General features: G+C 75.1%; 21 protein-coding genes. 9 read left to right on the forward strand and 12 right to left on the reverse strand.

The window, feature by feature from the left end; all coding sequences use genetic code 11:
- The first annotated feature begins 4 nt into the window (after positions 1–4).
- Together purF and purM are read left to right on the forward strand one after the other, a co-directional pair.
- Complete coding sequence (gene purF, locus ABD990_RS23190) at positions 5–1597, forward strand: amidophosphoribosyltransferase (RefSeq protein WP_345382840.1); 1593 nt, start codon at positions 5–7, stop codon at positions 1595–1597.
- Positions 1598–1719: 122 nt separating this feature from the next.
- Positions 1720–2823, forward strand: coding sequence for a phosphoribosylformylglycinamidine cyclo-ligase (purM, locus tag ABD990_RS23195; protein ID WP_345382841.1), 1104 nt, complete (start codon positions 1720–1722; stop codon positions 2821–2823).
- A 34-nt stretch (positions 2824–2857) separates the two neighbouring features.
- Here the strand turns inward: purM and ABD990_RS23200 are convergent, their stop codons facing one another.
- Together ABD990_RS23200 and ABD990_RS23205 are read right to left on the reverse strand one after the other, a co-directional pair.
- Positions 2858–3562, reverse strand: a complete 705-nt coding sequence (locus ABD990_RS23200; RefSeq protein WP_345382842.1) for an NUDIX hydrolase — start codon at positions 3560–3562, stop codon at positions 2858–2860.
- 337 nt (positions 3563–3899) lie between these two features.
- Complete coding sequence (locus tag ABD990_RS23205; RefSeq protein ID WP_037049508.1) at positions 3900–4097, reverse strand: DUF3073 domain-containing protein; 198 nt, start codon at positions 4095–4097, stop codon at positions 3900–3902.
- Between the two features lie 221 nt (positions 4098–4318).
- On the opposite strand from ABD990_RS23205, the gene ABD990_RS23210 reads away from it, so the two are divergent.
- Complete coding sequence (locus tag ABD990_RS23210; RefSeq protein WP_345382843.1) at positions 4319–5155, forward strand: DUF8083 family protein; 837 nt, start codon at positions 4319–4321, stop codon at positions 5153–5155.
- Here the strand turns inward: ABD990_RS23210 and ygfZ are convergent.
- Both ygfZ and ABD990_RS23220 read right to left on the reverse strand, forming a co-directional pair.
- A complete protein-coding gene (gene ygfZ, locus ABD990_RS23215) occupies positions 5152–6237 on the reverse strand; it encodes a CAF17-like 4Fe-4S cluster assembly/insertion protein YgfZ (protein WP_345382844.1) in 1086 nt (361 codons plus the stop codon). The genes ABD990_RS23210 and ygfZ overlap by 4 nt on opposite strands.
- Positions 6234–6692, reverse strand: a complete 459-nt coding sequence (locus ABD990_RS23220; RefSeq protein WP_425569644.1) for a Fur family transcriptional regulator — start codon at positions 6690–6692, stop codon at positions 6234–6236. Before ABD990_RS23220 ends, ygfZ begins: the two co-directional genes overlap by 4 nt.
- Positions 6693–6880: 188 nt before the next feature.
- On the opposite strand from ABD990_RS23220, the gene ABD990_RS23225 reads away from it, so the two are divergent.
- Complete coding sequence (locus tag ABD990_RS23225) at positions 6881–8290, forward strand: hypothetical protein (protein ID WP_345382845.1); 1410 nt, start codon at positions 6881–6883, stop codon at positions 8288–8290.
- 44 nt (positions 8291–8334) lie between these two features.
- A complete protein-coding gene (locus tag ABD990_RS23230) occupies positions 8335–10533 on the forward strand; it encodes a hypothetical protein (protein WP_345382846.1) in 2199 nt (732 codons plus the stop codon).
- 492 nt (positions 10534–11025) lie between these two features.
- Here ABD990_RS23230 and ABD990_RS23235 read toward each other — a convergent pair whose 3' ends face one another.
- Both ABD990_RS23235 and ABD990_RS23240 read right to left on the reverse strand, forming a co-directional pair.
- A complete protein-coding gene (locus ABD990_RS23235) occupies positions 11026–11655 on the reverse strand; it encodes a heme-binding beta-barrel domain-containing protein (protein ID WP_345382847.1) in 630 nt (209 codons plus the stop codon).
- A complete protein-coding gene (locus ABD990_RS23240) occupies positions 11652–11810 on the reverse strand; it encodes a hypothetical protein (RefSeq protein ID WP_156067801.1) in 159 nt (52 codons plus the stop codon). The genes ABD990_RS23235 and ABD990_RS23240 overlap by 4 nt, the downstream gene beginning before the upstream one ends.
- Before the next feature lie 96 nt (positions 11811–11906).
- Between ABD990_RS23240 and ABD990_RS23245 the strand changes: the two genes are divergently transcribed.
- Positions 11907–12359, forward strand: a complete 453-nt coding sequence (locus tag ABD990_RS23245; RefSeq protein ID WP_345382848.1) for a DUF1622 domain-containing protein — start codon at positions 11907–11909, stop codon at positions 12357–12359.
- 76 nt (positions 12360–12435) lie between these two features.
- Positions 12436–13773, forward strand: a complete 1338-nt coding sequence (locus ABD990_RS23250; RefSeq protein WP_345382849.1) for a chloride channel protein — start codon at positions 12436–12438, stop codon at positions 13771–13773.
- 203 nt (positions 13774–13976) lie between these two features.
- On the opposite strand, the gene ABD990_RS23255 is transcribed toward ABD990_RS23250, so the two are convergent.
- From ABD990_RS23255 to ABD990_RS23275, 6 genes are read right to left on the reverse strand one after another with little or no spacing between them, the layout of a single operon-like run.
- Complete coding sequence (locus ABD990_RS23255; protein ID WP_345382850.1) at positions 13977–14276, reverse strand: DUF1416 domain-containing protein; 300 nt, start codon at positions 14274–14276, stop codon at positions 13977–13979.
- A 3-nt stretch (positions 14277–14279) separates the two neighbouring features.
- Entirely contained in the window at positions 14280–15116 is an 837-nt protein-coding gene (locus ABD990_RS23260) for a sulfurtransferase (protein WP_345382851.1), read from the reverse strand.
- A gap of 47 nt (positions 15117–15163) precedes the next feature.
- A complete protein-coding gene (locus ABD990_RS23265) occupies positions 15164–15625 on the reverse strand; it encodes a DUF4395 domain-containing protein (protein ID WP_345382852.1) in 462 nt (153 codons plus the stop codon).
- 39 nt (positions 15626–15664) lie between these two features.
- The gene (locus tag ABD990_RS34500) at positions 15665–15805 is read right to left on the reverse strand and encodes a putative leader peptide (protein WP_425569645.1); all 141 of its coding nucleotides are present in this window, start codon (positions 15803–15805) and stop codon (positions 15665–15667) included.
- Positions 15802–16239, reverse strand: coding sequence for a thioredoxin family protein (locus ABD990_RS23270; RefSeq protein WP_345382853.1), 438 nt, complete (start codon positions 16237–16239; stop codon positions 15802–15804). The genes ABD990_RS34500 and ABD990_RS23270 overlap by 4 nt, the downstream gene beginning before the upstream one ends.
- A 40-nt stretch (positions 16240–16279) precedes the next feature.
- Entirely contained in the window at positions 16280–17068 is a 789-nt protein-coding gene (locus ABD990_RS23275) for an LmeA family phospholipid-binding protein (RefSeq protein ID WP_345382854.1), read from the reverse strand.
- 378 nt (positions 17069–17446) lie between these two features.
- Between ABD990_RS23275 and ABD990_RS23280 the strand changes: the two genes are divergently transcribed.
- Both ABD990_RS23280 and mshD read left to right on the forward strand, forming a co-directional pair.
- Positions 17447–18217: a winged helix-turn-helix transcriptional regulator gene (locus tag ABD990_RS23280; protein ID WP_345382855.1), complete on the forward strand. Its 771-nt coding sequence runs from the start codon at positions 17447–17449 to the stop codon at positions 18215–18217.
- Positions 18218–18401: 184 nt separating this feature from the next.
- Positions 18402–19292 carry a mycothiol synthase gene (mshD, locus tag ABD990_RS23285; protein ID WP_345382856.1) on the forward strand — a complete coding sequence of 297 codons (891 nt, stop codon included), beginning with the start codon at positions 18402–18404 and terminating at the stop codon, positions 19290–19292.
- The last annotated feature ends 137 nt before the right edge of the window (positions 19293–19429 follow it).

The following is a 19429-nucleotide window of genomic DNA, read 5'->3' on the forward strand; positions in this document are numbered from 1 at the left end:
TGCGTTGAGTTCCAGCCGGAACGAGACCCCCGTCCACTCCGACGAACCCACCCCTCGTCAGCTCGACGACTCCCCCAAGGAGGAGTGCGGCGTCTTCGGCGTCTGGGCTCCCGGGGAGGACGTCGCCAAGCTGACGTACTACGGCCTCTACGCCCTGCAGCACCGCGGGCAGGAGGCCGCCGGCATCGCCGTCTCGGACGGCCGGCGGATGGTCGTCTTCAAGGACCTTGGCCTGGTCAGCCAGGTCTTCGACGAGCAGACGCTCTCGTCGCTGCGCGGCCACCTGGCCGTCGGCCACTGCCGCTACTCCACCACCGGGTCCACGACCTGGGAGAACGCGCAGCCGGTCTTCCGCACCACCGCCACCGGCAGCGGCCTGGCCCTCGGCCACAACGGCAACCTCGTGAACACCGCGGAGCTGCGCGACGAGGTCGGGAAGCTCCAGGACAAGGGCCGCGACTCCCTGCAGGCCACCACGGACTCGGACCTGGTCGCCGAGCTGCTCGCCGCCACCGCCGCCGACACCGGCGTCGAGGAGGCCGCGATGCGGCTGCTGCCGCGCGTGCGCGGCGCCTTCTCCTTCGTCTTCGCCGACGAGAACACCCTCTACGCCGCCCGTGACCCGCACGGCGTCCGCCCGCTGGTCCTGGGCCGGCTGGAGCGGGGCTGGGTCGTCGCGAGCGAGACGGCCGCGCTGGACATCGTCGGTGCGTCGATGGTCCGCGAGGTCGAGCCGGGCGAGCTGCTCGCGATCGACGCGGACGGCATGCGCAGCGCGCACTTCGCCGCGCCGGAGCCCAAGGGCTGCGTCTTCGAGTACGTCTACCTGGCCCGTCCGGACACCTCGATCTCCGGCCGGTCGGTGCACGCCGCGCGGGTCGAGATCGGGCGCCGGCTCGCCCAGGAGGACCCGGTCGAGGCGGACCTGGTGATCCCGGTCCCGGAGTCCGGCACGCCCGCCGCGATCGGCTACGCGCAGGGCTCCGGCATCCCCTACGGCCAGGGCCTGGTCAAGAACGCCTACGTCGGCCGGACCTTCATCCAGCCGTCACAGACGATCCGCCAGCTCGGCATCCGGCTCAAGCTCAACCCGCTCCGGGACGTCATCCGCGGCAAGCGGCTGGTCGTGGTGGACGACTCGATCGTCCGCGGCAACACCCAGCGCGCGCTCGTCCGGATGCTGCGCGAGGCCGGGGCGCTCGAGGTGCACGTCCGGATCGCCTCGCCGCCGGTGCGCTGGCCCTGCTTCTACGGCATCGACTTCGCCAGCCGCGCCGAGCTGGTCGCGAGCGGGCTGGACACCGAGGGCGTCCGGCGCTCCATCGGGGCGGACACCCTCGCGTACGTGTCGGTGGACAACATGGTGGCCGCGAGCGAGCAGCCCCGCAGCCGGCTGTGCTGCGCCTGCTTCGACGGCGAGTACCCGATCCCGCTGCCCGAGGAGGCCCGGCTGGGCAAGCACCTCCTCGAGGCCCCGGCGCTCGACGCCGCGGGCGCGGCCTCCGGCGACCCCGGGCCGGTGCGGGAGAACGGCCGGGACGCCCCGGCGCCGCTGTCCGTCGGCTACGGTGCTGCGGAAGCCCTGAACAGGCCCTGAGGCCTGAGCCGGCCGGGCCCGCCACCGCGAGCCGGGCGGCCGGGGCGGCGCACGCCCGCCGACCCGGCGGACCCGGGTGCCCCCGCGTCCGAGACCTCCCTGAAGGAACGAGAGTCCGACCCATGCCGACCCCTCCGTCGACCCCCGAGCAGGACCCGCACACCAGCTACGCCACCGCGGGCGTGGACATCGAGGCGGGTGAGGAGGCCGTCGAGCAGCTCCGGCCCTACGCCGAGAAGGCCACGCGCCCGGAGGTGCTGGGCGGGATCGGCGGGTTCGCCGGGCTGTTCGCGCCGAAGCTCGGCAAGTACACCGAGCCCGTGCTGGCCGCCTCGACGGACGGGGTGGGTACGAAGGTCGCGATCGCGCAGGCGATGGACAAGCACGACACCATCGGCCTCGACCTGGTCGCGATGGTGGTCGACGACCTGGTGGTCTGCGGTGCGGAGCCGCTGTTCCTGCAGGACTACATCGCCGTCGGCAAGCTGGTGCCCACGCAGGTCGCCACGATCGTCAAGGGCATCGCCGAGGGCTGCCAGCAGGCGGGGTGCGCACTGCTCGGCGGCGAGACGGCCGAGCACCCGGGGCTGATGGAGGCCGGCGGGTACGACCTGTCGGCCACCGGCGTCGGGATCGTCGAGGCCGAGACGATGCTGCGGCCCGAGCGGGTCCGCCCGGGGGACGTGCTCGTCGCGATGGAGTCCTCGGGCCTGCACTCCAACGGATACTCCCTGGCCCGGCACGTGCTGCTGGACATCGCCCGCATGCCGCTCGACGGGCACGTGGAGGAGTTCGGCCACACCCTCGGCGAGGAGCTGCTCACGCCGACCCGCATCTACGCCCGGGACTGCCTCGCGCTGGCCGCCGAGACCGGCGTGCGGACCTTCGCACACATCACCGGCGGTGGGCTCGCCCGCAACCTCGAGCGGGTGCTGCCGGACGGCCTCGTCGCGGTCGCCGACCGCGGGTCCTGGACCCCGGACCAGGTGTTCAAGCTGATCCAGGGCCGCGGCCGGGTCGAGCGCGCGGAGATGGAGAAGACCTTCAACATGGGCGTCGGCATGGTGGCGGTCCTGCCGCCGGACGACGTCGACCGCGCCCTCGCCGTCCTCACCGCCCGGCACGTGCCGGCCTGGGTGCTCGGCGACGTCCGGCGCGCCGAGGGCGAGGCCTCCGGTACGGCCGGCGCCCGGGTGCAGTTGGTGGGCGAGCACCCCCGCTTCTGACCCGTGCGCTCACGACCCGTCCTGAGCTGCTGGTTCAGGTGGTCGCGTGGGCCATCGAGACGGGCTCGCGGAGCATCGGCGGGTGCAGCGCGGTGGCCGGGCCCCGGCGGAAGAGCTGCGGCGGCCGGCCCCGCCCGCCCGTGACCCGGGTCGCCGTCGGGATCAGGAAGCCCGGCGTCGAGGTGACCTTCCGCTGGAAGTTGCGCGGGTCGATCTCGGTGCGCCACACGGCCTCGTACACCCGGCGCAGGTCGGTGACCGTGAACTCCGGCGGGCAGAAGGCCGCGGCCAGGGTCGTGTACTCCAGCTTCGCCCGCGCCCGCTCCACGCCGTCCGCGAGGATGACGTCGTGGTCGAAGGCCAGCCCGTAGACGTCCTCGACGGGCAGGAACGCCGCCGTGGGGCCGTTGGTGGTCTCGGGGTCCGGGATGTCCGGCAGCAGCGCCAGGTAACCCATGCTCAGCACGCGGCCGCGGGGGTCCCGGCCCGGTGCCGCGTACCCGCCGAGCTGCTCGAGGTGACCCTGCACCGCGCCCTGGGTCGCGGTGCCGGTCTGCGCGGCCAGCTCGCGGGCCGCCGTGTCCCCGAGGTCCTCGTCCGCCCGGACGAAGCCGCCCGGCAGCGCCCAGTGACTCTCGTAGGGCCGCTCGCCGCGCCGGACGAGCAGCACGTGGAGCTGGTCGTGGCGCACGGTCAGCACCACCAGGTCGACCGCCACCGCGAACAGGTTCCCGCGCATCACTCACCGCCTTCTCGTCGGCGTGAGGCTATCGGGTGAAGATCGGTGCGCGCCCGTTGGGCGGCACGGCGGTTCGCCGTGTCGGCGCAATCCGGGAACCACGGTCCGACCTGCGGCGGAACGCGCCGACGCCGGAGCGTGGCGGGAGTCCGCGGACGTCCACCGTTCGGGCGCGGTCGGACGACGTGGGAAGGCTCACGTCCGTGAGGACGCGGGAGAAGGCGACACCGGCCCTGACGCACGGCTCCCACCCGTCCGGAGACGGGTGGGAGGGTGCGTCGGTGACGTGCGGTGGTGCTCGAACAGCCCGCCCCGGCGGTGGGCGGTCGGGGCCGACCTAGCGGCGCTCGTCGTCCTCGTCGTCGGCGTACGACCCGTAGCGCTCGGCGTACTCGTCGTACGACTCGTCGTCGTCGGTTACCGCCGTCCCACTGCCGATCTCTCGCTGCAACGCATCGAGATCCATCGTGGGGGAGCTGTACTTGAGCGCTCGGGCCACCTTCGTCTGCTTGGCCTTGGCTCGTCCGCGCCCCATGGCTGGTCCCCCTTACAACAGGGAAGGGGCGGCCGGATGTCTCGGCGGCCCCGTCTGTGTCATCACTGTCCTGGGCTCCACAGTACCGTGCGACACCGCGAGCGTGCGACGTGGCATCGATGGTGTGACCGAGTTCCGTGTGTGTCCTCCCGGACACCGCCCGCGACCGAGGTGCGGAGGGCGTGTCCGCGGCGCGGGCGAGTGCGGAAGGATCTCGGACCGTGCCCTCGCCGTTCCTCTCCTACCTGCGGGTCTACGAGCCGCTGCGCGCCTTCGACGGCGCGTCCGGCGCCGCGGTGCGGGCGGGGCTCGCCCGGGGTGCCGTCCGGCCGGATCGGGCGGGCCGCCGGGAGCGCGAGCTGTGCCTGCGGGCGATGCTGCGCGGACGGCTCCTGCCGGGCGACGCCGGCGCCGGGGCGGGCACACCGGTCGACGTCCTGGTCCTGGGCGGGGAGGGCGGCGAGCCGCTCGTCTGTCCGCTCGACACGCGGCCGCGGGCGGCGGCGGCCGTGCTGAGCTTCCTCGCCGAGGAGGGTCCGGTGCTGCGGTCCGCGGGGCTCGTCGTCCCGGAACCCGCGGCGCGTCGCCGGGCGGAGCGGGCGGTGGCCGAGCTCGGCGACTCCGCAGCCCACGTCGTGACGGCGGCGTGGACCGTCCCATTGCCCTGGTTCGCCCTGGTCGATCCCGAGGAACGGCAGGTCAGGCTGGATGCGCAGCGCCGCGTCTGGTGGCGTGTACCGATCGCCAAGGCCCTCGGTCGGGCCGGGCACGCCGAGCGCGTGGTGCGCGGGGCGGTCGGCGACGAGGGGCCCGCGGAGGTGCTCGCCGAGACCCGCGGCTGGCTCGAGCGGTTCGACCGGACCTCGATCGTCGAGCTGGACTACGGCGGCCTCGTCGACCTCCTCGACGACGCCGCCCTGCGCGCCGACGACTCGGCGGGCGAGGTCCAACGCGCGCTGCGGCTGCTGCGCGCGGGGGACCTCGACGAGGCCGCCGAGTGCTACGCGCGGCTGCGCGAGTTCTGGGGCGGGGTCGCCCTCCGCCAGCGGGACGGCTAGCGGATGCGCATCTGGGCCGCGCGTCCGGGCGGCGGCGCGCCCTCGTCCGCGGCGTAGGAGTCCGGGTCGATCGCCGCGGGCGACGCCCGCTCCTCGGTCCCCGCGACCAGTTCGGCGTCGGCCGGCACCGAGCGCTTCAGCAGCGCGAGCGCGACCGACCCCAGCTCGTGGTGCTGTGTGACGCTTCCCACACGGCCCACAATGCGACCGTCCCGGAGGACCGGGTCGCCGGTCACGGGCAGCTCCTCGTCGCCGGCGTCGAGATGCAGCAGCACCAGCCGGCGCGGTGGCCGGCCGAGGTTGGCGACCCGCGCGACCGTCTCCTGACCGCGGTAGCAGCCCTTGGTGAGGTGCACGGCCGACGGGATCCAGTCGACCTCGTGCGGGATGGTCCGGTCGTCCGTGTCGAGGTGCACGCGGGGCCGCCGCGACTCGACCCGCATGGCCTCGAACGCCATCGTCCCGGCCGGGCGCGCCCCGGCGGCCGTGAGCCGCGCCCACCAGGCCTCGCGGTCGGCACGCGGGACGAGGACGTCGGCCGCGTCGGGCCCGGGCCACGGCATGCGGCGGACGAACCCGTCGCCCTCGGGCAGTGCGACGCTCGCGTAGCCGCCCTCGGGCACCGGTAGGCCGGCGGCCGCGAGCACCGCCGCCGTGTCCGGGCCCACCAGCGACAGCACGGCCAGCTCGCCGGTCGCGTCGCGCGGCTCGACCTTCGACCAGAAGACCATCTTCTGCAGGTACGCCAGCAGCTCGGCCAGGTCGGCCTGCTCGGTGTCGAGCCAGACGGTGTCCCCGGCGTGCGACACCAGGGCGTGGTGCAGCACCCGGCCCTGCGCGTCGAGGATCAGCGCCTCGGTGCCGGCGCCCGCGGGCAGCTCGCTGACGTGCTGGCTCAGCAGCAGGTGCAGCCAGCTCAGCCGCTCCTCGCCGGGCACCGCGATCACGCCGCGGTGCGACCGGTCGACGACGGCGGCGGAGCGGGCCATCGCGCGCTGCTCGGCGAGCGGGTCGCCGCGGTGCGCGGGGACGGCGACGTCCGGGTCCGGCCGGCCGGCCGTGTCCTCGGGTGCCTCGCTCACGCCTGCGTCTCCTTCTCCTCGAGCTCCACGGCCACCTTGCGGTCGGCCTCTCGGCAGGCGGCGCACCGGCCCGAGAGCGCCACGTGCGTGACGTCGAGCTCGAAGTCCTCCTGCTCGCGCAGCCGGTCGGCCAGCGCCTCCATCAGCGCGGTGGGCGCCTCGGTCACGACGCCGCAGTGGTGGCACACGAGGTGGACGTGCTCGTGCTCGCGCTCGGAGTAGGTGGGCGCGCCGTGGCCCAGGTGGGTGTGCCGGACGAGCCGCAGCTCCTCGAGCAGGTCGAGCGTGCGGTAGACGGTGGTGATGTTCACCGCCGGCGCCGCGCGCTGCACCTGCTGGCAGATCTGCTCGGGGGTCGCGTGGCCCAGCTCGCGGACCGCGTCGAGGACCAGCTGGCGCTGGGGCGTCATCCGCAGGCCGCGCCGGTGCAGCGTCGACTTGAGCGAGGTGTCCACGGCCCCGATGGTAGGCGCGTCGGCGGGCGTGGGACGGTGGCGAGGCTGAGTGCTCCACGGGCTGCTGTTGCAAGTCGACTGGCCGGGTGGTGTCGTGCTCCGTTAGGGTGAACGCTTCTGAACGCGAGTACGGATCTCCCTACCCTCGGCGAGGTGCGTGGTGGGGCGGCGACGGAAAGGGTCGGGACATGACGGCTGACGGGGGTGAGCGCTCGCTCGGTGCCCCGCGGTTCGACGTCGTGCTCCGCGGCTACGACCGCAGGCAGGTCGACGAGCACGTGGCGCGGTTGCAGCGGGTCCTGGCCCGCATGCGCGCGGACCTCGACGCCGCACGCAGCCATCCGTTCCCCGTCGTGGGACCGCAGCCCGGGATGGGCCCGGGTCCGCGCCCGATGGGTCCGATGGCGCCGATGCAGCCGGGCCCGCCCCCGGGCGCCCGCCCGCGTCCCACGCCGCGACCGCGCCCCGGCGGACCCGAGTCGCCCGACATGATCGGCTCCTTCACCGACCGGATGCAGAGCATCCTGCAGGCCGCCGAGGAGGAGGCCGAGGAGATCCGCACCGCCGCCCGCCGCGAGGCCAAGGCCGAGACCGAGGCCGTGCGCAAGGAGCAGGAGAGCGCGCGGGCCGAGCTCGCGGAGCTGAGCCGGCAGCGGGACGCGGTCGTCGCCGAGCTCACGCGCCTGCGCGGCCAGCTCGAGGGCCTGCTCGGCGCCCCGACCGCCCGGTTCGCCGTGACCCCGCCCGCCGCGTCGGCCGGCCCGCCGGTCGGGACGGCCGAGCAGGCGCGCAGCGAGCGGCCCGTGCGGCCCAGCCCGCGTCCCAAACCCGCGCCCGCCGCCCCCGCCGAGGTCCCGGCCTCCGGGGCCGCCGCCCAGCCGCTGCCGGGTGCCGCGCCCTCACAGGCCGAGGAGACCACGGCGGTGCGCCGGCCGGAGACGGGCTCCGGATCGGGCTTGGGGTCGGGCACTGTGCCGGGCTCTGCGTCCGACGCGGGCGCCAGATCCGGGTCGGGCTCCGCGTCGGGCTCTGCGTCGGGCTCTGCGCCCGGCGACCTGTTCCGGCCCGCGTCCGAGGCCCGCGGCGAGAGCCGCCCGGAGCCGCCGGAGGAGGTCGAGCCGACCACCGCGATGGTGCCGGTCGCGTCGTCCGAAGAGGACGCGAAGAAGCCCGAACCGGCTGCGCGCCAGGTGGAACCGGACCGCACGGTCGCGGTCTCCGCCGTCTCGGCGCTGTCCCCGGTGAAGCGATCCGGGGACACCGGATCGGCTGAAAAGTCGGCCGCCACCACCGGCGCGCCGGGGTCGGACACGCCGGGTGACACGCCCGCGGCAAAGGGCGAGCCCGCGGCCGCCGCCGCGACCGACGAGGTGTCCGAAACCGTCAAGGTCGGTGCGGTCCGGCCGAAGCCGACCCCGACAGACGGTGCCGCGAAGGCACGAAACGGCAGGTCAGGTCCGTCCGACGAGCCGCGCGGCGGCGCATCGAAGGGCGAGCGGACCGGATCCGGCGGGTCGTCGTCCGGCTCCGGTCGGTCGTCGGCGAGCGAGGACGCGGCCCGTGCGGACCGCTCGACCTCGGGGTCACGCTCCGGATAGAACCGTTGCGCACCGTGACGTAGATCGGCGTACGGTGCCCGGTCATGGAGCAGGCCTTCTCGGCTGACGTCCTCGTGCCGCTCGGCGTGGGGGCTGCGGCACTGGTGATCGCCCTCGTGATCGTCGCCGTGCGGGCGGTGCGCGGCAGGGCGAAGGCCCGGAAGGCGCAGCAGGCCCGCACGGCCCCGGACGCGCAGCCCGTGCCGGAGCCGACCCATGCGGACTGGACCGGCGAGTCCGTCGGCGAGATGCCTGCTCCCCGTCCGGCGCCGGAGGCCGTCCCGGCCGCGATGGAGGCGCAGGCGTCCGATGTCCCCGAGGCGCCTGCCGCGGAGCACCCGCGCCGGCAGACGGTGGCCGAAGCCGTGGCCGTCCGCGAGGCCGACACCGCGCCGCTGCCCGTGCAGTCGGACGTCCTGCTGGCCCGGGCCCGCGCCCACCGCGCGGCGGCCGAGCACGCCGCCGCGATCCAGGCGGAGGCCAGCCGTGCGGCCTCGGGGGCGGGCCCTTCCGGATCGGGCGACATTCCCGACGCGCGGGAGGAGTCGACCCTTCGGGACCTGGGTACGGCGCCCGCGGCCGGCGCGGCGGGCATCGGCGGCCGCGCGACCTCCGCCGGTGCACCGCCTGCGCCGGCCGCCGACGATCGGACCGCCGCGGCGGCGGGCGACGATCGGGTCGCCGCGGCGGCGGGCGACGATCGGGTCGGCTCGGCGGCGGCCGCCCCTGGTTCCTCGGCAGTCCGGTCCAGGGCCGTCGATGCCGACGCCAGCACCGCGAGCGCGACCGGGCCGGGCGCCGGCGCCACCGCCGGGACCACGGGTGCGGACGAGTCGCCGCTCACCGGGTCGCCGCTCGCTGGGTCGCCGCTCGCTGGGTCGCCGCTCGCTGGGTCGCCGCTCGCTGGGCCGACGTCCGCTGGATCGGCGGCCGTGTCGTCCGTGGCCGCGTCGCCCGCTCCGCGAGCCGCGTTCGTCTCGCCCGCGGACGGCGGTGTGGCCGAGGTCGAGGCCGAGGCGGCGGCGGAGGACAGCGCGACCGCGGCCCCGGAGCCCGAGCTGACCCCGGCGGCCCGCGCCGCCCGGCTGACCGAGGCCGCCAAGGGTGCTCCGACGCCTCACGCCCGGGCCCGAGTGGCGGAGCAGGGGAGCGGCCGGGAGATCGGCGAGGCCGACGCCGTCGCCCCCGCCGACGAGCGGCCCAGCGCGGCCCAGCTCGCCGCGCTCCCGGCGGTCGGCCTCGGCGCCGCGGCCCTCCGTCGTCGGCACGGGGACGCGGACGAAGCCACGGGCGACGACACGAAGACGGGCACGGGCGGGGGCCTGACCGCTGAAGCAGGCGGCCACGACGCCACCGGCTCGACGGCCGTGGCGCCGCCGCCGACCGACGACGGGCGTGCCGCGGCGGAGGCCGCGGCCGCCGAACCGGCTCGGCACGTGGACGGACCGGGAACCGGCGACAGCGACCCGACCGCGAAGCCGCTGCAGCGCCACGCCGAGGCGGCACCGGTCCGGACCGACCCGGTCAAGTCCGAGGTGAACGCGGACGCGACGGTCGCCGAGCAGGTGAGCGCTGAGCAGTCGAGCTTCGAGCAGTTGAGCTTCGGGCAGGCGGGGGCCGAGCAGGCGAGCGCCGAGCAGGCGGGCGCCGAGCGGGGGAGGGCCGAGCAGGCCAGTGCGGAGCAGCCGGGCACCGAGCACCCCAGTGCGGAGCAGGCGGGCACCGAGCAGGCCGGTGCGGAGCAGGCGGGCACCGAGCAGGCCGGTGCGGAGCAAGGGGGCGCCGACCCTCGGGCCGCAGGCCTCGCCGCCACCGACCGGACCGGGACAGGGACGGACGGGATCGACCGGTCCGGACCCGAGCAGACCGACCGGCCCGCGCCGGAGGAGGCCGGCTCCAGCCGCACCGTGGCGACCGCGGTGCAACAGGCGCTCGCCGCCCGCGCCCGGGTGGCCCAGGGCCCGAACGGCGTCGTGGACCCCCGCCGCGGCGACGCCCGCGACCGGCTCCTGGCGGTGCTGCTCGACGACCCGGTCCGCGCGGTCGGCGCGACGGTCGAGCTGCAGAGCCAGCAGGAGGAGCTGAGCAGGCTCGCGGAGGAGATGCGCTCCCGGCGCGACGAGCTCGGCGCCGTCGTCCGCCGGCTGGCCGCCGCCGGCCTCGCCCCGGACCAGGTCGCGAAGCTCGCGGGTCTGGACCGGGCCGAGGTCGAGCGGATGCTGGACCCGACCCGCCGTCACTGACCGACGGCGGTGACCGGACCGCGGTGAGTGCTCCGAGCGATACGGGAGCGCTCCGGCCGCAGCACTCCGGTGTCCGTCGCAATGATCATGCGCCGCCTGATCGCTGCGAGGGTGACCTCAGCGCAGCGGTGTCGACGACCCCGTCGCCGTCGGAACGATCACCGGAGGCGGCGGAGCGCGACCGACCCGGGCGAGGGCGAGCTCAGGCTCGTCACCGCCGGAACGATCACCGAGGTCGGGGGAGCGCGACCGGGCCGAGGTCGAGCGGATGGTGGACCCCACCCGCCGTCACTGACCGACTGGTTGACCGAACCGCCTTGAGCGCTCCGAGCGATACGGGAGCGCTCCGGCCGCAGCACTCCGGTGTCCGTCGCAATGATCATGCGCCGCGTGATCGCTGCGAGTGCGACGTCAGCGCAGCGGCGTCGACGACCCCGTCACCGCCGAAACGGTCGTCGGAGCCGGCGGGAGTGCGACCGGCCCGGCGGGCCCTCAGCCCGCCACCCGGTGCAACAGCGCCGACATGTGCGGCTGCATCGGCTGGCCCTCCATCGCCCGCTCGTCGACGTAGGCGAGGTCGCCCTGGTTCACCAGGCCGTAGAGCCGCTTCGCCGCGACGACGTCCTTGGCCGACGGCGTGCGCACCACCGCGTCCGTCTCGATCTGCCAGGAGCGCAGGTCGCCCTTCTCGCCGAACCAGGCCTCGATGATGCCGGTGGCGTGGGCGATGAGGACCTCGAGCGAGCCGTCCGGCTGCGGGCGCCAGAAGCCGGTCTCCCGGGCGGCGGGCCGGATGACCTTGCCGTCCTCGTCGAGCAGCCAGGCCCGGGCCTCATAGGAGACGAACGGTCGACCGTCGTGCGCGAACACGAGCTGCTGGCCGAAGTGGAAGGGCCCGTCGATCGTGGGGTAGACGACCTCGCCGGTGCCGCGCCACACGCCGATCAGCGGGAGCAGGCCCAGGCACTGCTCGTGCAGTTCCGGGCCCTGCCGGAGGTTGGCGGTGTCGTCGGGGATCGGCAGGTCGTCCCACTGCGGCCGGTTGCGCTGCGGCGAGTCCGGCGCGGCGTTGACGGGGCCGGTGATCGTGGTGGGGACGTCGTTGCCGTCGGGCTGCGTCATGCGGAGGGCTCCTCCGGGACTTCCTCGGTCGGCCGGGCCGCGAGCGCGGCGGCGGCGTCGGGCGCCGTCGTGAAGAGCCGCCGCAGCAGGAAGCCGGTGAAGGCGACCGTACCGGCGCTCGCCGCGATCAGCAGCACGGTGAAGAACCAGTGCACGGCGGGCGAGCATAGTCCCGCCGACCCGCCGTTCGCCCGACCCGGGTGAGGGCGGCGCGCCTCCGTCCGGACCAGGCTGCCGGGCGGAGGGGCGACATGGACGAGCACGCGGCCGGGTCGGGAACGACGGTCGTCTGGTTGATGGACGGCGCAGCCGTGGTCTTCGAGGTCCTCGGAGCCGCGGTGCTGGTGATCGGCCTGGTGTGGTCGGTGGTGCTGTCGGCCCGGGTGTGGCTCGTGACCCGGCGCGGCCGCGACGGTTACCAGACGTTGCGTGAGACCTTCGGCGGCACGCTGCTGCTTGCGATCGAGGTCCTGGTCGCCGCGGACCTGCTCCGGACGATCGCGGTGGAGCCGACCCTGCAGAACGTCGCGATCCTCGGCCTCATCGTCGTGATCCGCACCTTCCTCAGCTTCTCCCTCGAGATCGAGATCGACGGGGTCCCGCCGTGGCGGCGTGCCCTGACGAGCGGCCCCGAGCGGGTGGCCGCCGCGGCCGTGCGGGCCCGGGACCGGGCCGACGCGTCGCCGCGCGGCCGGCACGGCTGAGTCACCCGCTCCGGGCGGTGCCGCCCGTGCGCCCGGACGCGAGGGTGACGACCGGCGCGACGACGGGAGACCGGAGATGGCCCAGGCGGACGAGGCCGCGAGGACCGCGACGACGACCGGCGCGGCGGCATCACCCTCTCCCGAGGCCGTCCTCCGCTCGCCCGGGTACACCCGGCTGCTGCTCCTCGCCGCGATCGTCGGCGCGCCGATCTCGGCCGCCGCGTACTTCTTCCTCCAGCTGGTGGCCGGGCTCCAGGACTGGACCTACACCGATCTGCCGCGGGCGCTGGGGTTCGCCGCCGCACCCGTGTGGTGGCCGTTCCCGGTCCTCGCCGTCGCGGGGTTGGGCGTCGCGGCCGTCATCCGCTACCTGCCCGGGCAGGGCGGCCACTCGCCCGCCGACGGCTTCCGGACCGGCCACGTGCCCGTCCCGCAGGATCTGCCCGGGATCCTGCTCGCCGCGCTCCTCGGGCTGGGCCTCGGGGTCGTGCTGGGGCCGGAGGCGCCGCTGATCGCCCTGGGCGGCGGCCTGGGTGTGCTCGCGCTCTACGCGGCCCGTCGCGGCGCCGACGGCCGCACGGCCGCGGTCCTCGCCGCGACCGGGAGCTTCGCCGCGATCAGCGCCCTCCTGGGCTCGCCGATCCTCGGCGCGTTCCTCCTGATGGAGGCGTCGTTGGCCGCGGGCGCGGCGCTCGGCGTGGTCCTGCTGCCCGGTCTCCTCGCGGCGGGGATCGGCTCGCTGATCTTCCTCGGGCTGGACGCGCTCACCGGCCTCGGGACGGCGTCGCTGACCCTGCCCGGCCTGCCGCCCTTCGGACGGACGAGCGTCGCCCAGTTCGGGTGGGCGGTAGTGGCGGGTCTGCTCGCGGCGCTGGTCGGAATGCTGATCCGCCGGCTGACCGCGGTGGTGCGACGGCACGCCGAGCCCCGCATCCTCGTGGCGGGGCCGGTGATCGGCGTCGTCGTGGCCGGGCTGGCGGTGCTGGCGGCCGTCCTGAGCGGGCACGACGTGTCCTTCGTGCTGTTCTCGGGGCAGGAGGCCCTGGGCCCGCTGCTGCTCGACAGCACCGGCTGGACGGTGCCGGCGCTGATGGTCGTGCTCGTCGCCAAGGCGGTGGCCTACGCGCTGTGCCTCGCGGCCTTCCGCGGCGGCCCGATCTTTCCCGCGCTCTTCATCGGGGCGGCGGGCGGTGTGCTGCTCTCGCACCTGCCCGGGCTGCCGCTGGTGGCCGGGGCGGCCATCGGCATCGGCGCGATGGCGGTCGTGATGCTGCGCCTGCCGCTCACCTCGGTGCTGCTGGCGACGCTGCTGCTCGGCGCCGACGGACTGGCCGTGATGCCGTTGGTGATCGTCGCTGTCGTCGTCGCGCACGTGACGGCGGCTCGGCTGGCGCCGGCACCCCCGGCCGTCTGACCCCGACTCGCGGAAGCCCTGGCCCCGACTCGCGGAAGCCCTGGCCCCGACTCGCGGAAGCCCGGAGCGCGACTCGCGGAAGCCCGGAGCGCGACTCGCGGAAGCCCGGAGCGCGACTCGCGGAAGCCCAGAGCCCGACTCGCGGGAACGACAGCGCCCCGGCCACCACGAGGGCGACCGGGGCGGTGTCGGCGTACTCGTCGTCAGGCGACGGCGATCTCCGTGCGGTGCAGGCCCGGCGCCTCCGGCGAGAGCGTGGCCTCGCCGTTGCCGCTGCGGGACAGCGCGCGGACGGTCCAGGTGCCCGGCGCGGCGAAGAACCGGAAGTCGCCCGACGCCGACGACACGACCTCGGCCGTGAACTCGCCGGTGCCGTCGAGCAGCCGGACGAACGCGCCGCCGACCGGCTTGTCGCCGGCCACGACGCGTCCGGCCAGGACGGTCTCCTTGGTCAGGTCGGTACCGGCGGGCAGCAGCGCCGCCTGGTCAGGTGCTCCACACATGTGTCACTTGCTCCCCAGCTCGATCGGCACGCCGATGAGCGAGCCGTACTCGGTCCAGCTGCCGTCGTAGTTCTTCACGTCCGAGTGCCCCAGCAGCTCGCGCAGCACGAACCAGGTGTGGCTCGAGCGCTCGCCGATGCGGCAGTAGGCGATGGTCGACTTGCCGGCGTCGAAGCCCGCCTCGCCGTAGAGGGCGGTGAGCTCGTCGTCCGACTTGAAGGTGCCGTCCTCGTTGGCCGCCTTGGACCACGGGATGTTGATGGCCGACGGGATGTGGCCCGGCCGCTGCGACTGCTCCTGGGGCAGGTGCGCCGGCGCGAGGATCTTGCCGGAGAACTCGTCGGGCGAGCGGACGTCGACCAGGTTCTTGGTCCCGATCGCGTCCACGACCTCGTCGCGCAGGGCGCGGATGGAGGTGTCGGCCGGCTTGGCGGTGTAGGAGGTGGCGGGGCGCTCCGGGATGTCCGTGGTCAGCGTGCGGCCGTCGAGCTCCCACTTCTTGCGGCCGCCGTCGAGCAGCTTGACGTTCTCGTGCCCGTAGAGCTTGAACTCCCAGTACGCGTAGGCCGCGAACCAGTTGTTGTTGCCGCCGTACAGGATCACCAGGTCGTCGTTCGAGACGCCCTTGCTCGACAGCAGCTCGGCGAACTGCTCCTGCGACACGATGTCGCGGCGGACCGGGTCCTGCAGCTCGCTGGTCCAGTTGATCTTGACGGCACCCGGGAGGTGGCCGCCGTCGTAGGCGGTGGTGTCCTCGTCGACCTCGAGGAACACGACGCCCTCGGTGCCCAGGTTCTTCTCCGCCCAGTCGGCGTCGACCAGGACGTCCTCGCGGCTCATGCTGATGTCACTCCTGTGTGTCGGTATCGGTGGTGAACGTTCGGGTGTCAGGCGCGTGCGGTGCGCGCCCGGGCGAGCAGGCCGTACATCGCGCAGCCCAGGCAGAAGCCGAAGGCCGCGTTGAGGAACGCCGCCACCAGCGCGAACGCGGTGGCGACGAGCCCGAGCACGGTCAGCCCGGAGAAGTAGCCGAGCGCGCCGACGGCGGTGAGGACGAAGCCGACGGTCTGGGAGAAGCGGACCGGCGCCGCCTCCTCGCGCTCGGCGGGCGGGCCCAGGCGAGGGGCCAGCGCCAGCCGGTAGAGCACGCCGTAGGGCGCGAACCGCATGCCGGCGAACGCGCCCAGCGCGAACACCAGCGCCTGCGCGGCGGCGAGCCAGCCGCTGCCGCCGAGCAGGACCAACGCCAGGACGACGCTGGTCAGTCCGGCGGCGAACCGCACGCCGCGCGGGTCCAGGGGCGGGTCGACCGGGCGCGCGGGCGCGCCGGACCCGTCCGGTGCGGACATGGGGGGACTCCTGAGATCTTCGACGAGAGTGGTCGGGGGTCAGGAGGCCCGACAGAGGCAGCCGGCGACGCGGCACAGGTCGACTGCGCGGCGTCGGGTCAGCGGCCAGTTCACGGCAGCGAGGGTAACCGAAACGTCCGGTCGGGGGGAGCGGCGTCCCGGAAGATGGACGCCCGTCACGCCGGGCGTCCCCGCAGCTCGGGGGCGAGGGCGGCCGCCAGCTCGGCCCGGCGGGGCACCCCGGACACCCGCAGCAGTTCACGGCCGGTGCGGTCGAAGCCGATCGTGGTGGGCGTGCGCAGCACGGACAACGCCCGGGCGACCTCCGGCCGCTCGGCCACGTCGATCTCGACGTGCCGCACCCCGGGCTCCTCCGAGGCCAGCTCGGCGAGCACGCCGGCGGTCTGTCGGCAGGGGGTGCACACCGGCGACGAGAGCTGCAGCAGCAGCACCTGCTCCGCGCCCTCGGGGACCGATCCGGTGAGCGCCCAGCCGTCCGGCGAGCCCGTGGCGACACCGGTCCGCACCCGGCCGGCACGGGCGCGCAGCACCAGGCCGAGCGCAGTCGCCACGACCAGCGCCGCGATCAGGACCAGGAGTCCGGTGCCGCTCACGTCCCGGGCCAACCCGGCCGGTCGCGGCGATGTTCCCGGGTCAGCCCGCGACACCCGATCCGGGGAGCGAGCCGATGACGACGTCCCGGGCCTCGCCGGAGATCTCCAGGGTCCCGTCCCGCGCCTGCAGCTTCGTCGGCACGACGCCGAAGGGCAGGCCGCCCGGGTCGATGCGCAGCGCGAAGGTCTGCCGCACGAGCTCGGTGATCGCGTCGGGCAGCGGGTCGCCGTCGCTGTTACGGACGTCCCGCGGCACCACCCGCATCACCCCGTCGGCCACCTGCAGCTCGCAGAGCACGACCGGCTGGTACTCCTGGCCCGCGATCGTCACCGTGCCGGAGAGCCGCGCGACGGACTCCGGGTCGAGCTGGCGCATCGTGGGGTCGCCACCCTCGTCGACGACGTTCGCGATGGCGTTGGCGTCGACGTTGCCGACGCTGAACCGCTCGACGCCGGGGAGCATCCGATGCAGGTCGTCGGCGCCGACCCGGACCGCGCCCTCGGCGGTGGTGACGCGCAGGCCGGGCGTGCCGGAGCCGAGCAGGCCGGAGAGCGGCGCCTCGACGTCCCGCAGGTCCGCGCGCAGCTGCACGTTGTGCAGGTCGCCGACCTCGAGGCGGTCCGCGCGGACCTCGACCGAGCGGTAGTCGCCCGAGATCGCCTGGGTCAGGAAGGGGAAGCCGTTGATCCGTACCGAGGGGTCGTCGGCCAGGCCGAGGCGCTCCCGTAGCTGGCGGGACACGACGGACTCCGCGGCCGCGGCCACGGCGTAGTCCGCGGCGACCAGTACCCCGGCGAGCACCAGCACCGCGACGATCAGGCGTTTCACTCTCGACCTCCGGCTCCCACGCGTCGCGCGGGCCCAACCTAGAGACCCCCGCCGGCGGCCCGTGCGCCGGGCCCGGGACGGGCGAACCGTAACCGTGCTTTGACGGGCGTGTAACGCGCGCGAAACCGCGTCGGCCTCCGGATGGGGGAACCCGCCACGCACCGGTATTTCTGCAGCGCACGGGCACGTCGAACGGGGTGAGCTGCCTCGCGGAACTCGTGCCCGCGGCGCACGCTTGTCTATTCTTGACCGATCCGCGTGACGGACCCGCCGGGTCACGCGGTGCGGAACGGAGGTCGGCGTCGCCCACCGTGACCAGAACGACGGACGCCGGGCGTGGTGTCCGCCGTCGATTCCTCCGGTGGAGAGGAGGCAGCGGTGGAACTGCTACTGCTGACAGCGGACACCGATCCCGGTTCGGTGCTCCCCGCGCTGACCCTGCTCCCGCACGGCGTGCGGACCGCGGCACCCGAGGTGGCCGCGCTGCTCGACGCCGGCCCCCACGACGCGGTCCTCGTCGACGCACGGTCCGACCTGGTCGCCGCCCGGAGCCTGTGCCGGCTGCTCGGCAGCACCGGCACGGACGTGCCCGTCATCGCCGTGCTCAACGAAGGCGGACTCGTGGCCGTCTCCGGTGAGTGGGTGGTCGACGAGATCCTGCTGCCCTCCGCGGGCCCCGCGGAGGTCGACGCGCGGCTGCGCCTGCTCAAGTCGCGTCCCGGCGCCGACTCCGCGAGCGCGGGCGGCGCGCTGGTGCTGGGCGAGCTGGTGATCGACGAGGCGACCTACGCGGCGCGGCTGCGCGGCCGCCTGCTGGAGCTCACGTACAAGGAGTTCGAGCTGCTCAAGTACCTCGCGCAGCACGCGGGCCGGGTCTTCACCCGCGCCCAGCTGCTGCAGGAGGTCTGGGGGTACGACTTCTTCGGTGGCACGCGCACGGTCGACGTCCACGTCCGGCGGCTGCGCGCGAAGCTCGGCCCCGAGCACGAGCAGATGATCGGCACCGTGCGCAACGTCGGCTACAAGTTCGTCCGCCCGGGACGCGCCGGGCTGGGCGTGCCGGCCGGCGGCCTGCCGGAGGAGAGCGACACGGACGCGGACGACGACGGCGACCGAGGCGCCCTCCGGGGCCTCCACCCGATGCACTGACCGGCAGCGCCGACCGGCACCGACCGGCGGCCGCCCTGACCCGCACGGACCGGCTGCTGTGACCGGCACGGACCGGCAGCACCGGACCGGCGCGGACCGGCACCGGACCGGCGTCGCGCCGCCGGGGGTGTCCCGACCCGATGATCACGGCACGCCGGGGCGGCCCGCGGGTAGGGTCGTCCCGGTGAGCGCCGTCCGGGTCCTGTCCGAGATCGACCCCGCCGCCACGGCCGGCGTCCGCGCCCTGGCCGAGGCCGCCGAGCGGGCCGACGCGCGGGAGCCCTTCTCCGAGCAGTTCCTGCTCAACCTCCGCGGCGGCGCCCGCGAGGGCGTCACGCACCTCGTGGTCGAGGCCGACGGCGCCGTCGCCGGCTACGCGCAGCTCGACGGCACCTCCGCCGAGCTGGCCGTCCACCCCGACCACCGGCGCCGCGGCCTCGGCGCCGCCCTGCTCGCCGAGCTGACCGCCCTCGCCCCGACGCTCGACGTCTGGGCGCACGGCGACCTCCCGGCCGCCGCCGCCCTGGCCGCCTCGCGCGGCCTCACCCGCGCCCGCGTGCTCTGGCAGATGCGCCGCACCCCGGAGGCCGGCGCGCTGCCCGCGCTGACCGTGCCCGAGGGCGTCACGATCCGGCCCTTCGTCGTGGGCGAGGACGAGGCCGAGTTCCTGCGCGTCAACAACGCCGCCTTCGACTGGCACCCCGAGCAGGGCGGCTGGGGCGTCGAGCAGGTCCGCGAGCGCGAGGCCGAGGACTGGTTCGACCCCGAGGGATTCCTGCTCGCCGTCGACGCCGGCGATGCCGGCGGCACGCTGCTCGGCTACCACTGGACGAAGGTGCACCCGCCGACGGCGACCGAGCCCTCGATGGGCGAGGTCTACGTGCTCGGCGTCGACCCGGCGGCGCACGGCCGCGGACTGGGTCGCGTGCTCACCCTGGCCGGGCTGCACCACCTCGCCGGCCGCGGGCTGGACACCGTGCTGCTCTACGTCGAGGCGGACAACGCGCCCGCCGTGCGCGTGTACGAGAAGCTCGGCTTCGCCGTCCACACCTCGGACGTCATGTACTCCTCGTGATGCCGCGCTCGCCCGCGGTCACCGGTCCGTGTGGCGCGTCACGGCACAGGTCACGGGTCGATCACGCCCCGTCGGTCAGGTGATGAAGCCCGCGCCGTTCGGAGTACCTGTTCACCCTCCGTTCATTCGCCGTGGGC

The sequence above is a fragment of the Pseudonocardia yuanmonensis genome, from assembly GCF_039542425.1.
GTDB classification, from domain to species: Bacteria; Actinomycetota; Actinomycetes; order Mycobacteriales; family Pseudonocardiaceae; genus Pseudonocardia; species Pseudonocardia yuanmonensis.

Coding starts and splice junctions, on each gene's coding strand:
- purM (WP_345382841.1), top strand. CDS start 1,720: ATGCCGACCCCTCCGTCGACCCCCGAGCAGGACCCGCACACCAGCTAC.
- ABD990_RS23200 (WP_345382842.1), bottom strand. CDS start 3,562: ATGCGCGGGAACCTGTTCGCGGTGGCGGTCGACCTGGTGGTGCTGACC.
- ABD990_RS23205 (WP_037049508.1), bottom strand. CDS start 4,097: ATGGGGCGCGGACGAGCCAAGGCCAAGCAGACGAAGGTGGCCCGAGCG.
- ABD990_RS23225 (WP_345382845.1), top strand. CDS start 6,881: ATGACGGCTGACGGGGGTGAGCGCTCGCTCGGTGCCCCGCGGTTCGAC.
- ABD990_RS23230 (WP_345382846.1), top strand. CDS start 8,335: ATGGAGCAGGCCTTCTCGGCTGACGTCCTCGTGCCGCTCGGCGTGGGG.
- ABD990_RS23235 (WP_345382847.1), bottom strand. CDS start 11,655: ATGACGCAGCCCGACGGCAACGACGTCCCCACCACGATCACCGGCCCC.
- ABD990_RS23245 (WP_345382848.1), top strand. CDS start 11,907: ATGGACGAGCACGCGGCCGGGTCGGGAACGACGGTCGTCTGGTTGATG.
- ABD990_RS23250 (WP_345382849.1), top strand. CDS start 12,436: ATGGCCCAGGCGGACGAGGCCGCGAGGACCGCGACGACGACCGGCGCG.
- ABD990_RS23255 (WP_345382850.1), bottom strand. CDS start 14,276: ATGTGTGGAGCACCTGACCAGGCGGCGCTGCTGCCCGCCGGTACCGAC.
- ABD990_RS23260 (WP_345382851.1), bottom strand. CDS start 15,116: ATGAGCCGCGAGGACGTCCTGGTCGACGCCGACTGGGCGGAGAAGAAC.
- ABD990_RS23265 (WP_345382852.1), bottom strand. CDS start 15,625: ATGTCCGCACCGGACGGGTCCGGCGCGCCCGCGCGCCCGGTCGACCCG.